We start from the raw sequence: 14890 nt of genomic DNA, 5'->3' as shown, positions 1-14890 counted from the left end.
GGCCCGGACCATTCCTCTGGTCCGGGCCGTAGTGCGTGCCGCGTGGGAGATCAGCGGCGGTGCTGCGAGTCCGCCACCGTCACCTCGACGCGCTGGAACTCCTTGAGGTCGCTGTAGCCCGTGGTGGCCATCGCCCGGCGCAGCGCGCCGAAGATGTTCATCGAGCCGTCGGGGTTGTGCGAGGGGCCGGTAAGGACCTCCTCGGTCGTGCCGACCGAGCCCAGGTCGACCAGCTTGCCGCGCGGCACGTCCTCGTGGACGGCCTCCATGCCCCAGTGCCGGCCGCGGCCGGGCGCGTCCGTGGCACGGGCCAGCGGGGAGCCCATCATCACGGCGTCCGCCCCGCAGGCGATGGCCTTGGGCAGGTCACCGGACCAGCCGACGCCGCCGTCGGCGATGACGTGCACGTACCGGCCGCCCGACTCGTCCATGTAGTCGCGGCGGGCCCCGGCCACGTCGGCGACCGCGGTCGCCATCGGGACCTGGATGCCGAAGACGTTGCGCGTGGTGTGCGCGGCGCCGCCGCCGAAGCCGACGAGGACACCGGCCGCGCCGGTGCGCATCAGGTGCAGGGCGGCGGTGTACGTGGCGCAGCCGCCGACGATGACCGGGACGTCCAGCTCGTAGATGAACTGCTTCAGGTTCAGCGGTTCGGCCGCGCCGGAGACGTGCTCGGCGGAGACCGTCGTACCGCGGATGACGAAGATGTCCACACCCGCGTCGACGACGGCCTTGGAGAACTGCGCGGTGCGCTGCGGCGACAGCGCGGCGGCGGTGACGACACCGGAGTCGCGCACCTCCTTGATGCGCTGCCCGATCAGCTCCTCCTGGATGGGGGCGGAGTAGATCTCCTGGAGCCGCGGGGTGGCGGTCTCGACGGGCATCTCGGCGATCTCGTCGAGGAGCGCCTGCGGGTCGGCGTGCCGGGTCCACAGCCCTTCGAGGTTGAGGACGCCGAGGCCGCCCAGCTCACCGATGCGGATGGCGGTCTGCGGGGAGACCACCGAGTCCATGGGCGCGGCCAGGAACGGCAGCTCGAACCGGTAGGCGTCGATCTGCCAGGCGATCGAGACCTCCTTCGGGTCACGGGTGCGTCGGCTCGGCACGACGGCGATGTCGTCGAACGCGTATGCCCTGCGGCCGCGCTTGCCGCGCCCGATCTCGATCTCAGTCACGATGGTGTGGCCTTTCCTCTACGTCTGCGCTGACCAGTATCCCCGACGCACGCGTGAGGGGCGGTCCCGGGAACACCGGTCCGCCCCTCACCTGCGCTGATGTCTTACTTCCTGCTGTAGTTCGGCGCTTCTACCGTCATCTGGATGTCGTGCGGGTGGCTCTCCTTGAGACCCGCCGAGGTGATCCGGACGAAGCGGCCCTTGCTCTCCATCTCGTCGACGGTCGCGGCGCCGACGTAGCCCATGGTCTGGCGGAGGCCGCCGACCAGCTGGTGGAGGACGTTGGCCAACGGGCCGCGGTAGGGCACCTGACCCTCGATGCCCTCGGGTACGAGCTTGTCGTCCGAGGACACCTCGGCCTGGAAGTAGCGGTCCTTGGAGTACGACCGCCCCTGCCCGCGGGACTGCATGGCACCCAGCGAGCCCATGCCGCGGTACGACTTGAACTGCTTGCCGTTGATGAACATCAGCTCACCCGGGGACTCCTCACAGCCCGCGAGGAGGCTGCCCAGCATCACGCTGTCCGCCCCTGCGGACAGCGCCTTGCCGATGTCGCCGGAGTACTGGAGGCCGCCGTCGCCGATCACGGGGACACCCGCGGCACGGGCGGCGAGCGCGGCCTCGTAGATCGCGGTGACCTGGGGGACTCCGATACCGGCGACCACACGGGTCGTACAGATCGAGCCGGGCCCGACGCCGACCTTCACACCGTCGACGCCGGCGTCGATCAACGCCTGGGCGCCGTCGCGGGTGGCGACGTTCCCGCCGATGACGTCGATGGCGACGCTCGACTTGATCTTCGCCATCCAGTCGAGGGCGTTGCTGTTGTGTCCGTGCGAGGTGTCGACGATCAGGAAGTCGACCCCGGCGGACGCGAGCGCCTGCGCACGGTCCAGCGCCTCGGGGCTGGCACCGACCGCCGCACCGACCAGCAGACGGCCTTCGGCGTCCTTGGCGGCGTTCGGGTACTGCTCGGCCTTCTTGAAGTCCTTGACCGTGATCAGGCCCTTGAGGATGCCCGCGTCGTCGACCAGCGGCAGCTTCTCGATCTTGTGGCGGCGCAGCAGCTCCATGGCCTCCACACCGGAGATGCCTACGCGTCCGGTGACGAGCGGCATCGGCGTCATGACCTCGCGCACCTGGCGCGACCGGTCCGACTCGAAGGCCATGTCACGGTTGGTGACGATGCCGAGGAGCTTCCCCGCGGGGTCGGTGACCGGCACTCCGCTGATGCGGAACTTCGCGCAGAGCGCGTCCGCCTCGCCGAGTGTGGCATCGGGGTGCACCGTGATCGGGTCGGTGACCATCCCCGACTCGGACCGCTTGACCAGGTCGACCTGGTTCACCTGGTCCTCGATCGAGAGGTTGCGGTGCAGCACGCCGACGCCGCCCTGACGGGCCATGGCGATGGCCATCCGGGCTTCGGTCACCTTGTCCATGGCAGCCGACAACAGGGGGATGTTCACCCGTACGTTGCGCGAGATGAGGGACGAGGTGTCGACCGCGTTGGGCAGGACCTCGGACGCGCCCGGCAGCAGCAGCACGTCGTCGTATGTCAGCCCGAGCGTTGCGAATTTCTCAGGCACTCCGTCGACGTTTGCAGTCATGACACCTTCCCCAAATGGTCTTGATCGGTGCGGATGTCCATGCTAACGGGCTCGCGGGGTGTCTCATTCCACGATCAAGATCACCTAGCGGTTCTGTGGCTTCCTCCACACGGCGGGAGCCCCCGGAACCGGTCCCTACTGGCCCGCGAGGGCCCGCAGCCTGCTCAGCGCACGGTGCTGGGCGACCCTGACCGCGCCGGGAGACATCCCGAGCATCTGCCCGGTCTCCTCGGCGGTCAGTCCGACCGCGACCCGGAGGACCAGCAGCTCGCGCTGATTCTCCGGCAGATTGGCGAGAAGCTTCTTCGCCCAGGCCGCATCGCTGCTGAGCAGCGCCCGTTCCTCGGGGCCGAGCGAATCGTCGGGCCGCTCCGGCATCTCGTCCGAGGGCACGGCCGTCGATCCGGGGTGCCGCATCGCGGCGCGCTGGAGGTCGGCGACCTTGTGGCCCGCGATGGCGAAGACGAAGGCCTCGAAGGGTCTGCCGGTGTCCTTGTACCTCGGCAGCGCCATCAGCACCGCGACGCAGACCTCCTGCGCCAGGTCCTCCACGAAGTGACGGGCATCACCGGGCAGCCGGTTCAGCCGGGACCTGCAGTAGCGCAGAGCGAGGGGGTGGACGTGGGCCAGCAGGTCGTGAGTGGCCTGCGCGTCACCGTCGACGGCACGGTGCACCAGAGCACCGATCACCGTCGTCCCGTCCTCACGCATCGGACCATGGTGCCTTGACGCCGTCCGATCCGAGGCATCGCGTCCCGAGTTGTGCACCGAAGCGTTATCAGCGGGTGCGTCACCACCGCCGACGGACGCGTCGGGGCGGTCGGCAGGCACGTCGGACCGTGCGTCGTCTGCGTTGTGAGTGAGTGCTCCAGCGTTCTGAGCGGGTGCGCCGGATGTCATGTCCTGCGCCCTCCCCTTCCGCTCGACCGAATGTTCCCCTAGGAACTCCACAACCCCAAGGATGCGGCATCGGCCGGAAAGCGTCACATGGCGCTGGTGGGGAGGGCCCGGCCGCAGGTCCGCCGCCACCGCCCGCCCCGTCCGCCGGCGTGCGGACGGGATCGCACGGCTACCGGCCGCGCCGGGGCATCAGCGGACCAGGCCCCAGCGGAATCCGAGCGCGACGGCGTGCGCACGGTCCGAGGCCCCGAGCTTCTTGAACAGGCGCCGTGCGTGCGTCTTCACCGTGTCCTCGGAGAGGAACAGCTCGCGCCCGATCTCCGCGTTGGACCGGCCGTGGCTCATGCCTTCGAGCACCTGGATCTCCCGCGCGGTGAGCGTCGGCGCCGCGCCCATCTCGGCGGACCGCAGCCGGCGCGGGGCCAGCCGCCACGTCGGATCGGCGAGCGCCTGGGTCACCGTCGCGCGCAGCTCGGCACGCGAGGCGTCCTTGTGCAGATAACCGCGGGCCCCGGCGGCGACCGCGAGCGCGACCCCGTCGAGATCCTCGGCGACGGTCAGCATGATGATCCTGGCCCCGGGGTCCGCCGAGAGCAGCCGCCGGACCGTCTCCACACCCCCCAGACCGGGCATGCGTACGTCCATCAGAATCAGATCCGAACGATCGGCCCCCCAGCGGCGGAGGACTTCCTCCCCATTGGCCGCAGTCGTCACACGCTCGACGCCGGGCACGGTGGCAACCGCGCGGCGGAGCGCTTCTCGGGCAAGCGGGGAGTCGTCGCAGACGAGGACGGATGTCATGACCGTCCTCCGCAGCTGATGCGCGTCACCTTGAGCCTCCAGGCTGAATACAAGTCGTCACCTGTGCGGTTGACCCCCTCGGACATCTGCCCGAGCTCGTTCTCCGTCAACCGCCTCCCCCTCATCAACGACGGTCACTCGAAAGAGTTACGGGCCAAAGCATCCGGTTCGGCACTCTAAGTGAGGGGCCGTACACGGAGGAGAGCGACACGGGATCATTCACCCGTCAACCGATCTCCCGCACGGCGACCTGCCCCATTTAGCGGGTTTTCTTCCCTTTTGCTGGCGTCTATGGCTAGATTCGCAATCAGTCATATTTACATCTACTAAGACCGTAGATGTACGGTCGGGACTCCGGTCACCGATGAGCAAGAGACGAGCGACAACGGTCGAGGATGCCGTTTCCGAACCAGCAAGGTTTCGAGGGGACACGCAATGGCAGATTTCTCCCGCCTTCCCGGACCCAACGCGGACCTGTGGGACTGGCAGCTGCTGGCCGCCTGCCGCGGGGTCGACAGTTCGCTGTTCTTCCACCCCGAAGGAGAACGCGGAGCAGCCCGGAGCGCCCGTGAGACCTCGGCGAAAGAGGTCTGCATGCGCTGCCCGGTGCGTGCCGAGTGCGCTGCGCACGCGCTCGCGGTACGAGAGCCCTACGGCGTCTGGGGCGGCCTGACCGAGGACGAGCGCGAGGAGCTCATGGGCCGCGCCCGCAACCGTCTGATCTCCGCCCACTCAGGGCCGGCCCCGGAAGCCGGTCGCACCTGACACTCCGCACGAACCATCGAACGCAGAAACGTTTCTTCCCGGTCGGCACGCCCGCCGTCCGACCCGCTTCACCGGGTACGGCGGGCCGGGCCGGTCAGCGCGCTGCTGCCAGGGACAGCTGGTCCAGGGTCGCCGCCACCGCCGGTACACGGGAAAGGTCGGGCAGGGTGAGAGCGACGATCTCCCGCTCCACGGCCGGCTCCACGGTCACGGTGCGCGCCCCCTTGGGCCGTACCGACTCGAGGGCCAGCTCGGGCAGGACCGCGACGCCGAGACCCGCCCCGACGAGGCCGATCACCGCCGGGTAGTCGTCCGTGGCGAAGTCGATCCGAGGGGTGAAGCCGGAGGACTCGCAGACCTCCACCAGCTGGCGCCTGCAGCGCGGGCATCCTGCGATCCACGGCTCGTCGGCCAGCTCCCCGATACCCACCGCGTCCGCCCCCGCCAGCCGGTGTCCCTCGGGCACCAGGCCGATCAGCCGGTCCTTGAGCAGCGGACGCACGACCAGGTCGTCCCATTCACCGCCTGCCGTCCCGTAGCGGAACGCCAGCGCGATGTCGCAGTCGCCGTCACGCAGCATCTCCACCGAGCGCGGCGGTTCCGCCTCGACGAGCGACACCTGGGTGCCGGGGTGCGCGGCACGCAGGGCGGCGAGGGCACCGGGGACCAGGGTGGAGCTCCCGCTGGGGAACGACACGAGCCTGACCCGGCCGGCCCGCAGCCCGGCGATCGCGGCGACCTCCTCCTCGGCGGCGGTCAGTCCCGCGAGGATGCCGGACGCGTGGCGCACCAGCGCTTCACCCGCCTGGGTGAGGCGCATCTCGCGGCCCGTTCGGATGAGCAGCGGCGTGCCCGCGGAGGTCTCCAGGGCCTTCATCTGCTGGCTGACAGCGGGCTGGGTACAGCCCAGCTCACGCGCGGCGGCGGAGAACGAACCGGTGGTGGCCACGGCGCGCAGAACACGGAGATGACGGGCTTCGATCACCCTTCAACCATAAGGCACTCTTGCAGTATCGGGCGATTAATCATGAGCGCCTTTGAGAGGCTCGCGGTTAGCCTGTCCGGTTATGAAGGTGCTCACCGTGAATCTCGGCCGTCCCACCCCCTCCGCGCACTCCGACGCGACCGACGGGCTCACCGGGATCGGCAAGCGTCCGTCCGGCGGCCCGGTGCGGGTCGTCGACCCCGGCCCCAAGGGCAGCGGCGGCAGCGGCCTGGCCGGTGACGCGGTGTGCGATCTCCGGCACCACGGCGGGACGGACCAGGCGGTCTACGCGTACGCCCGCGAGGAGCTCGACGCCTGGGAGAAGCAGCTCGGCCGCCCCCTGCCCAACGGCGCGTTCGGCGAGAACCTGACGACCCTCGGCCTCACCGTGAGCCACGCACGGATCGGGGAGCGCTGGCGGGTCGGCGACGAGCTGGTCCTGGAGGTGACGTCGGGCCGCATTCCGTGCCGTACGTTCGCGGGCCACCTGGGCGAGCGGGGCTGGGTGAAGCGGTTCACGCGCGAGGGGGCCACCGGCGCGTACCTCCGGGTGATCGAACCGGGGACGATCCGTTCCGGCGACCCGGTCGAGGTGGTGCACGTGCCCGACCACGACATCACCGCGGCCCTGGAGTTCCGGGCGACGACCACGGAGCGGGAGCTGCTGCCCCGCCTGCTCGACGCCGGTGACGCGCTGCACGCGGAGGCACTGCGCGCGGCGCGGGCGTACGTGGCGAAGCGGAGCCCCGCCTCCTAGACGTGTCCGGCGCGGGGCCCGCCTCCTGGACGTGTCCGGCGCGGGACCCCGCGGGTGGGTGTCAGCCCAGGGTGAGGGTGCCGTCGACGCGCCGGGGGATGCCGTACGGGTTGTCGTCCTGCAGAGGCTGGGGCAGCAGGCTGTCGGGGATGTTCTGGTACGCGACGGGGCGCAGGAACCGTTCGACGGCCGACGAGCCGACCGAGGTACTGCGGGCGTCGGTGGTGGCGGGGTACGGACCGCCGTGGACCATGGCGTGGCCGACTTCGACACCGGTGGACCAGCCGTTGAACAGGACACGGCCCGCACGGCGTTCGAGGAGGGGCAGCAGCGCGCGGGCGTCCGCGAGGTCGGATTCGGCGGTGTGCACGGTCGCGGTCAGCTGACCCTCCAGGGAGCGTACGACGTCGGCGACCTGGGCGAGGTCGCGGCAGCGCACCAGCAGGGAGGCCGCACCGAACATCTCGCGCTGGAGCTCGGCAGCGGCACAGAAGTCGTCGCCGGTGACCGCGGCGAGCAGGGCCTGTCCGGCGCTCGCCGTGGCAGGCAGGTCGCCCCGCGCGAGGACCTCGACCTCAGGGCGGCCGGTGACGGCGCCGGCTTCCTCGCGGTAGGACCGGGCGATGCCGGGGGTGAGCATGGTGGCACCGCTGTCGGCCCCCACGCGCGCGGCCGCGGCGGTGGTGAAGGTGTCGAGGTCACCGCCCTCGACGGCGATCACCAGGCCGGGGTTGGTGCAGAACTGCCCGGCGCCCAGAGTGAGGGAGCCGACGAACTCGTCCGCGAGCTGTTCGGCGCGTCCGGCGAGTGCGCCGGGCATCAGGACGACGGGATTGACGCTGCTCATCTCGGCGTAGACCGGGATGGGCAGGGGCCTTTCCGCGGCGGCACGCATCAGGGCGAGGCCGGCGGTGCGGGAGCCGGTGAAGCCGACGGCCTGGATGCGGGGATCACCGACGAGCTGGGCACCGGTCCCCGGTCCGTCGCCCACGAGCAGGGAGAACACGCCTTCGGGCATACCGGTGTCGGCGGCGGCCGCGAGGATGGCGCGGGCGGCCAGTTCGGAGGTGCCGAGGTGCGCTTCGTGGGCCTTGACGACCACCGGGCAGCCGGCCGCGAGGGCGGAGGCGGTGTCGCCGCCGGGCACGGAGAAGGCGAGCGGGAAGTTGCTGGCGCCGAAGACGGCGACGGGGCCGAGAGGGACCAGGCGCCGGCGGATGTCGGGACGGGGCATCGGGGTGCGGTCCGGCTGAGCGGGGTCGATGCGGGCCCCGTGCCAGCTGCCCTCGCACAGCGTCGTGGCGAACAGGCGCAGTTGCCCGGTGGTGCGGCCGACCTCACCCTGCAGCCGGGCGACGGGAAGGCCGGTTTCGAGGTGGGCGCGTTCGACGAGGGCGTCGGTGGCTTCGGCGAGATGGTGGGCGATGCGCTCCAGGAAGCGTGCACGCTGCCAGGGGTGGGTGCTGCGGAAGGCGTCGAAGGCGTCCTCCGCGAGCCGGCAGGCCCGGGTGACGTCGTCCGGGGTGGCGAAGTGGTAGGCGGGGGTCAGGGCTTCGCCGGTGCGCGGATCACGGGACTGGATGCCGGGCCCCGTTCCCGTGACGGGCTCGGAGCCGATGAACATGGTCCCGGCGATTTCCGTGGTGGGTGCTTGCGCGATGGGTGTGTTCACCTCGGGGTCCTTCCGTGCTTGTGCTGGTGACGGCTGGTGAGGGTGCGTCAGGCGGTCGGCGCGGGGATGCCCGCGATGAGCGCGGTGAGCTCGGCGAGTTCACCCTCGGTGAGGTCGGTCAGCGGGGGGCGGACCGGCCCTGCGCCGTGACCGGTGGCGGTCATGCCGGCCTTGACGATGCTGACCGCGTATCCGCTCTGCCGGTCGCGGATCTCCGTGTAGGGCAGCACGAAGTCGTTGAGCAGCTTGATGACGGTGTCGTGGCGGCGCTCGCGTACGGCGCCGTAGAACTCGAGGGCGAAGTCGGGGAGGAAGTTGAAGATCGCCGAGGAGTAGGTGGTGACACCGAGTTCGAGATAGGGCAGGGCGAACATCTCGGCGGTCGGCAGTCCGCCGACGTATGTGAGGCGCTCGCCGAGGCGGGTGTAGATCCGGGTCATGGCGTCGATGTCGCCGATGCCGTCCTTGTATCCGATGAGGTTGGGGCAGGAGTCGGCGAGGCGGGCGAGGGTGTCCGCGCCGTAGGTGGCGTTGGCACGGCCGTAGACGACGACGCCGAGGCGGGTCGAGCGGCAGACGGCCTCGACGTGCTGGGCGAGCCCGGCCTGTCCGGCTTCGGTGAGGTAGGGCGGGAACAGCAGGATGCCGTCGGCACCGGCGCGTTCGGCGGCCCGGGCGTACTCGATGGCGGTCCGGGTGCCGTAGCCGGCCGGGGCGAGGATCGGGGTGTCCTCCGGGGCGGCCTCCACCGCGGCGGTGACGACCTGTTCGGTCTCGGACGCGGTCAGGGAGAAGAACTCCCCGGTGCCGCCTGCGGCGAAGAGGCCACCGACCTCGTAGGCGGCCAGGCGCTCGATGTTGGCGCGGTAGGCGTCCGCGTCGAAGGAGAGGTCACCGGCGTCGAAGTGGGTGACCGGGAAGGAGAGCAGACCCGAGCCGATGCGCCGGCCGAGCTCGGAGGGGGTGAACGACGTCATGGTGGGCTGCTCCTGTGAGGTGGGTGGGCGAGGCGTGGGCGGCCCTCGGCCGCGGTCGCCCGCGAGGCGTGGCAGGCGAGGCGTGAGCGTCGGCGGCGTCGCGCCGTACCGTGTCGTACCGACGCTACGAGGTAGCTGTCATGCCGGTCCAACACTGTTTTCGCATCGACTCATACCTTGCGGGCATCATCACCGTCGGCTCCCCTGACGGAGACATACGACTGGTGCGGGCCCCGCGCTGTCCGTGGCGGGGCCCGCACCAGGTGTGGGGCCGTCGGCGCGTGGGCGTACCGACGGGGGGAGCGGCGTGAGCCGCGGGTTCAGGGGCGCTTGCCGACCTCATGGGTGGCGGTCGTCCAGGCACGCGTCTGCTCACTGAGCGTGATGCCGAGCCCGGGCCGGGAGGAGACGTGCATGCGGCCGTCGCTGATGGCCAGGCGCTCCTCGAACAGCGGCTCCAGCCAGTCGAAGTGCTCCACCCACGGCTCGATCGGGTAGGCGGCGGCCAGGTGGAGGTGGATCTCCATGGCGAAGTGGGGGGCGAGCTGCAGGTTGTTGTGCTCGGCCAGCGCGGCGAGCTTCAGGAACTGGGTGATGCCGCCGATGCGCGGGGCGTCGGGCTGGATGACGTCGCAGGCGTTGTGCCGTATGAGCTCGTGGTGCTCGGCGACGCTCGCGAGCATCTCGCCCGTGGCGATCGGGGTGTCCAGGGAGGCGGCGAGCGCGGCGTGGCCCTGGGCGTCGTAGGCGTCCAGGGGCTCCTCGATCCAGACGAGGTCGAAGCCCTCGAGCGCGCGGCCCATGCGCTGGGCGGTGGGCCGGTCCCACTGCTGGTTGGCGTCGACCATCAGGGGGACGCCGTCACCGAGGTGCTCACGCACGGCCGTCAGACGCGCCAGGTCCTGCTTGCCGTCAGGGTGACCGACCTTGATCTTGATGCCGCCGATGCCGTGCGACAGGGACGCGGTGGCGTTGTCCAGGACCTGCTCGACGGGAGTGTGGAGGAAGCCGCCGGATGTGTTGTAACAGCGCACCGAATCGCGGTGCGCGCCCAGCAGCTTGGCCAGCGGCAGCCCGGCCCGCCTGGCCTTCAGGTCCCACAGGGCGATGTCGATGGCGGCGATGGCCTGGGTGGCGACACCGCTGCGGCCGACCGAGGCGCCCGCCCAGACCAGCTTGGTCCAGAGCTTGCCGATGTCGCTGGGGTCCTCGCCGATCAGGTTGTCGACGATCTCCTTGGCGTGGGCGTACTGAGCGGGGCCGCCGGCACGCTTGGAGTAGCTGAACCCGACACCCTGATGCCCCTGTTCGGTCTCGATCTCCACGAACAGGAAGGCCACTTCGGTCATGGGCTTCTGCCGTCCGGTCAGGACCTTCGCGTCACTGATCGGCGTGTGCAGCGGCAGCGTGACGGCGGAGAGCTTGACCCAGGCGATGGCATCGAGCGACGCCTCGCCCGGGCGGAGCGCGGCGGAGGCGGCTGTGTGAATCGTGGTCACCACTTCATGTCCCTGATGTGTGAGGCGGATGCGGGGGTAACGGCGGCCCGGCACCCCGGAGGGACCGGGGAGTCCTTGCGGGATCAGGCCGGACATGGCGGGGAAGGGGGAGTGCGGAGGCCGCGTTCGTCGGACTGCGCGGCACGGCGCAGCACCGACCCGGGTCAAGGGGTTCCGGGAACGTACCTCAGAGCGGAACGAAGCGTTCCGGCGAGGGGTGGATTCGGTGCGGCATGACGTGTCTGCTCCCGGTGCGAGGCGAGCAGCGCACTGGCGACGGAACCGGCGAGTACCGGCGCGAGGGGTGCATCGCCGTTGGTCACTCCTGACGCTAAGGTCAGCGATTGATCCATGTCCAACATAGTTTTTGGATGATTCAATACCCGGAGGGCATCGTTGTTTACGCTCGCACAGTTGGTGAGCTTCATCGCCGTCGCCGAGGAACTGCACTTCACCCGGGCCGCCGAGCGCCTTCGGATGACCCAGCCTCCGCTGAGCCGTCAGATCCAGCTGCTGGAGCACGAACTGGGCGTACAGCTCCTTGACCGCACCAACCGCACCGTCCGCCTCACCCCGGCAGGCCGCACCTTCCTCAACGAGGCGCGCGCCATCCTGCGTCAGTCGGAGGCGGCCACGCTCGCCGCCAAGCAGGTCTCGGCGGGCCAGGCGGGCGCGATCGCCGTCGGCTTCACCGCGGCCGCCGCCTACTCCGCGCTCGGCCCGCTCCTGACCGTCGCCCGTTCCGTCATGTCCGGCATCGAGATCGTGCTGCGCGAGAAGGTCACCCGCGACCAGTTGGAGGCGATCACCGAGGGCTCCCTCGACCTGGGGATGATCCGCCCCTCCAGCACCGGTCCCGACCTCGCCACCCGGCCGACCACGAGGGAAGGGCTGATCGCCGCCGTGCCGCGGGACCACCCGCTGGCCGTGGGCGACGGCCCGCTGCCGATGAGCGTGTTCGACGGGCAGGACGTGCTGATGTACTCGCCGGTGGAAGCCCGCTACTTCCACGAGCTGCTCGTGAGCATCTTCCGCGCCGCTCAGATCGCCCCCCGCTTCACCCAGTACCTCAGCCAGGTCCACAGTCTGCTGGCGATGGTCAACGCGGGCTGGGGCATCGCCTTCGTCCCCGAGGCGGCCGCGCAGATGCGCTTCTCCGGCATCGTCTTCCGCTCGCTGGAGCTGTCCGACCCCGCCCCGGTCGAGCTGCATCTGGTCTGGCGGCGCAACAACGACAACCCGGCGCTGCACGCCCTGCTCCGACACCTGTGACGTAGCGCGACGCCTTCTCGCCCCGCGGTGAGTCATACAGAGAAGGTATTGCAGCCTACAAAAATCAATGTAGACGGGAATAGAAAGCGAACCTACGGTCATCTCCAGCCACTGGCCCTGTGGCACGGACCACACGCGGCAACGCCGCCGCCACTCCCAGGTCTAGGAGATCGACCGCATGACAGCTCTCGACCGGCAGGACGCGCCGGTGACAGCAGCCGCTCCCCCCAAGGCAGGCCGCCTCAGGTACGTCATCCTGGCCATGCTCTTCGTCGTCACCACGGTCAACTACGCCGACAGATCGACTCTGTCGATCGCCGGTGACTCCATGCAGAAGGACCTGCACATCAGCTCCGGAGAGCTGGGCCTGCTCTTCTCCGCCTTCTCGTGGTCGTACCTGATCGCCCAGATCCCCGGCGGCTGGCTGCTCGACCGCTTCGGCTCCAAGAAGGTCTACGGAATCGCCATCTTCCTGTGGTCGCTGTTCACCATGGCGCAGGGAGCCATCGGCTTCTTCGCAGGTGCCGCGATCGCGTTGATGTTCATCCTGCGGTTCGTGGTCGGTTTCGCCGAGGCTCCCTCGTTCCCGGGCAACTCCCGCATCGTCGCCGCCTGGTTCCCCACCAAGGAACGCGGATTCGCCTCCGCGCTGTTCAACTCCGCCCAGTACTTCGCCACCGTCGCGTTCGCCCCGCTCATGGGCTGGCTCGTGACCGCCATGGGCTGGGAGCACGTCTTCACCGTGGTCGGAGGTGTGGGCGTCGTCCTGGCGCTGCTCTGGACCAAGGTCATCTACCCGCCGCGCAGTCACCCCAGGATGACGCAGGCCGAGCTCGACCACATCGGCTCCGGTGGCGCGCTCATCGACATGGACGCCCCGGTCACCGCCGAGGAGGCGAAGGCCGGCGCCAAGGCCGGCAGCGGCAATCTGAAACACCTCAAGACGCTGCTGACCGACCGCAACATGCTCGGCATCTTCATCGGCCAGTACTTCATCAACACCATCACCTGGTTCTTCCTGACCTGGTTCCCCGTCTACCTGGTCCAGGAACGCGGGATGAGCATCCTCGAAGCGGGCTTCGTGGCCTCGCTGCCCGCCCTGTGCGGATTCACCGGCGGCGTGCTCGGCGGCTACCTGTCGGACTCCCTCGCCCGGCGCGGCGTCAGCCTCACCGCCGCCCGCAAGATCCCCATCGTCGTCGGTCTGCTGCTCTCGACGAGCATCATCATCTGCAACTACGTGACCGCGTCCTGGCTCGTCGTCCTCATCATGTCCCTCGCCTTCTTCGGCAAGGGCCTGGGCGCACTCGGCTGGGCCGTCATGTCCGACGTCGCCCCGAAGCAGATAGCCGGACTGGCAGGCGGCGTCTTCAACACCTTCGGCGCGGTCGCGGGCATCGTCACCCCCCTCGTCGTCGGCTACATCATCGACACCACCGGCTCCTTCGACCTGGCCCTCGCCTTCATCAGCGCCTGTGCCGCCCTGGCCGTCCTGAGCTACGCCGTCGTCGTCAAGGACATCAAGCGCCTTCACCTCGACGAGGAGAACTCCCCCGCCCGCCGGCCCGAGACCGTCTGACCGGGACCGGCCGACCACGAGTGGCACCGGCCGGAGGAAGAAGGCGGGTCGGTCACCCGCTCACGCGGGCGCTAACGTGCCGCGTATGACGACTGCACTGATTACGGGCGCGACGGCGGGGATCGGTGCCGCCTTCGCACGGCGGCTCGCGGGTGACGGGCACAATCTGGTGCTTGTGGCCCGCGATACGGAGCGGCTGCGGGCCCAGGCCACGGAGCTGCACGACGGGCACGGCATCGAGGCCGAGGTGCTGACGGCCGACCTGTCCACGGACGCCGGGATCGATGCGGTCGCCGCACGGCTGACGGACCGTGTGAGCCCGGTCGACCTGTTGGTCAACAACGCCGGCTTCGGCAACAAGGGGCGCTACCTGGATGTCTCGACGGCCGACGAACTGACGATGCTGAAGGTCCACTGCGAGGCGGTACTGCGGCTGACCTCGGCCGCCGCGGGCTCGATGCGGGAGCGCGGTCGCGGCGGGGTGGTCAATGTGGCCTCCGTCGCGGCGTTCCTGCCGCGGGGGACGTACGGGGCGTCGAAGGCGTGGGTCGTCCAGTTCACCCAGGGCGCGGCGAAGGACCTGGCGGGCTCGGGGGTACGGCTGATGGCGCTGTGCCCGGGCTTCGTGCGGACCGAGTTCCACCAGCGGGCGGGTATGGGGACGGGCAACATCCCGGACTGGATGTGGCTCGACGCGGACAAGCTGGTGTCCGCGGCCCTGGCGGACCTGGCCCGGGGCAGGACCGTGTCGATCCCGGACCCGCGCTACAAGGCGCTGATGGGCCTGGTGAAGCTGACGCCCCGAAGCCTCCTCGGCGGAGTCACCTCGCGCGCGGGCCGGACGTACGGCCCCCGGTAGGCGGCCGGAACCGCGGTCCCGCGAAAACACCGAGGCCCGGTG

General features: G+C 70.1%; 13 protein-coding genes. 5 read left to right on the top strand and 8 right to left on the bottom strand.

The window, feature by feature from the left end; genetic code table 11:
• Positions 1 to 50 precede the first annotated feature (50 nt).
• The 4 genes from ACFWFI_RS30640 to ACFWFI_RS30625 form a co-directional block, all read right to left on the bottom strand.
• Positions 51 to 1175 carry a GuaB3 family IMP dehydrogenase-related protein gene (locus ACFWFI_RS30640; protein ID WP_104788355.1) on the bottom strand — a complete coding sequence of 375 codons (1125 nt, stop codon included), beginning with the start codon at positions 1173 to 1175 and terminating at the stop codon, positions 51 to 53.
• 104 nt (positions 1176 to 1279) lie between these two features.
• The gene (guaB, locus tag ACFWFI_RS30635) at positions 1280 to 2782 is read right to left on the bottom strand and encodes an IMP dehydrogenase (protein WP_387396429.1); all 1503 of its coding nucleotides are present in this window, start codon (positions 2780 to 2782) and stop codon (positions 1280 to 1282) included.
• A gap of 135 nt (positions 2783 to 2917) precedes the next feature.
• Entirely contained in the window at positions 2918 to 3493 is a 576-nt protein-coding gene (locus ACFWFI_RS30630) for a sigma-70 family RNA polymerase sigma factor (protein ID WP_030123887.1), read from the bottom strand.
• Positions 3494 to 3871: 378 nt separating this feature from the next.
• The gene (locus ACFWFI_RS30625; RefSeq protein WP_003948568.1) at positions 3872 to 4483 is read right to left on the bottom strand and encodes a response regulator transcription factor; all 612 of its coding nucleotides are present in this window, start codon (positions 4481 to 4483) and stop codon (positions 3872 to 3874) included.
• Positions 4484 to 4918: 435 nt separating this feature from the next.
• Here ACFWFI_RS30625 and ACFWFI_RS30620 point away from each other — a divergent pair, with 435 nt between their 5' ends.
• On the top strand, positions 4919 to 5248 hold the full coding sequence (locus tag ACFWFI_RS30620) for a WhiB family transcriptional regulator (RefSeq protein WP_383114027.1): 330 nt from the start codon (positions 4919 to 4921) through the stop codon (positions 5246 to 5248).
• A 94-nt stretch (positions 5249 to 5342) separates the two neighbouring features.
• Here ACFWFI_RS30620 and ACFWFI_RS30615 read toward each other — a convergent pair whose 3' ends face one another.
• A complete protein-coding gene (locus ACFWFI_RS30615) occupies positions 5343 to 6233 on the bottom strand; it encodes a LysR family transcriptional regulator (RefSeq protein WP_387396427.1) in 891 nt (296 codons plus the stop codon).
• Positions 6234 to 6315: 82 nt separating this feature from the next.
• Here ACFWFI_RS30615 and ACFWFI_RS30610 point away from each other — a divergent pair, with 82 nt between their 5' ends.
• Entirely contained in the window at positions 6316 to 6990 is a 675-nt protein-coding gene (locus ACFWFI_RS30610) for an MOSC domain-containing protein (protein ID WP_387396425.1), read from the top strand.
• Between the two features lie 61 nt (positions 6991 to 7051).
• Here ACFWFI_RS30610 and ACFWFI_RS30605 read toward each other — a convergent pair whose 3' ends face one another.
• The 3 genes from ACFWFI_RS30605 to ACFWFI_RS30595 all read right to left on the bottom strand — a co-directional run bounded on the left by ACFWFI_RS30605 (position 7052) and on the right by ACFWFI_RS30595 (position 11141).
• Positions 7052 to 8662 carry an aldehyde dehydrogenase (NADP(+)) gene (locus ACFWFI_RS30605; RefSeq protein WP_387396423.1) on the bottom strand — a complete coding sequence of 537 codons (1611 nt, stop codon included), beginning with the start codon at positions 8660 to 8662 and terminating at the stop codon, positions 7052 to 7054.
• Positions 8663 to 8709: 47 nt separating this feature from the next.
• Entirely contained in the window at positions 8710 to 9639 is a 930-nt protein-coding gene (kdgD, locus tag ACFWFI_RS30600; protein ID WP_387396421.1) for a 5-dehydro-4-deoxyglucarate dehydratase, read from the bottom strand.
• Positions 9640 to 9959: 320 nt separating this feature from the next.
• Positions 9960 to 11141 (bottom strand): L-talarate/galactarate dehydratase, encoded by a 1182-nt coding sequence (locus tag ACFWFI_RS30595; RefSeq protein ID WP_387396418.1) that lies wholly within the window; start codon positions 11139 to 11141, stop codon positions 9960 to 9962.
• A 393-nt stretch (positions 11142 to 11534) separates the two neighbouring features.
• Between ACFWFI_RS30595 and ACFWFI_RS30590 the strand changes: the two genes are divergently transcribed.
• The 3 genes from ACFWFI_RS30590 (at position 11535) to ACFWFI_RS30580 (ending at position 14848) form a co-directional block, all read left to right on the top strand.
• Positions 11535 to 12410 (top strand): LysR substrate-binding domain-containing protein, encoded by an 876-nt coding sequence (locus tag ACFWFI_RS30590; protein WP_387396415.1) that lies wholly within the window; start codon positions 11535 to 11537, stop codon positions 12408 to 12410.
• 178 nt (positions 12411 to 12588) lie between these two features.
• Complete coding sequence (locus ACFWFI_RS30585) at positions 12589 to 13989, top strand: MFS transporter (RefSeq protein ID WP_387396413.1); 1401 nt, start codon at positions 12589 to 12591, stop codon at positions 13987 to 13989.
• An 85-nt stretch (positions 13990 to 14074) separates the two neighbouring features.
• Positions 14075 to 14848, top strand: a complete 774-nt coding sequence (locus tag ACFWFI_RS30580) for an SDR family NAD(P)-dependent oxidoreductase (RefSeq protein ID WP_387396411.1) — start codon at positions 14075 to 14077, stop codon at positions 14846 to 14848.
• Positions 14849 to 14890 lie beyond the last annotated feature (42 nt).

Origin of the sequence: Streptomyces sp. NPDC060209, from assembly GCF_042728155.1 — a bacterium.
Classification (GTDB): Bacteria; Actinomycetota; Actinomycetes; order Streptomycetales; family Streptomycetaceae; genus Streptomyces.
Note: the sequence above shows the minus strand (reverse complement) of the source record. Positions and strands in the feature narration are given on the sequence as shown.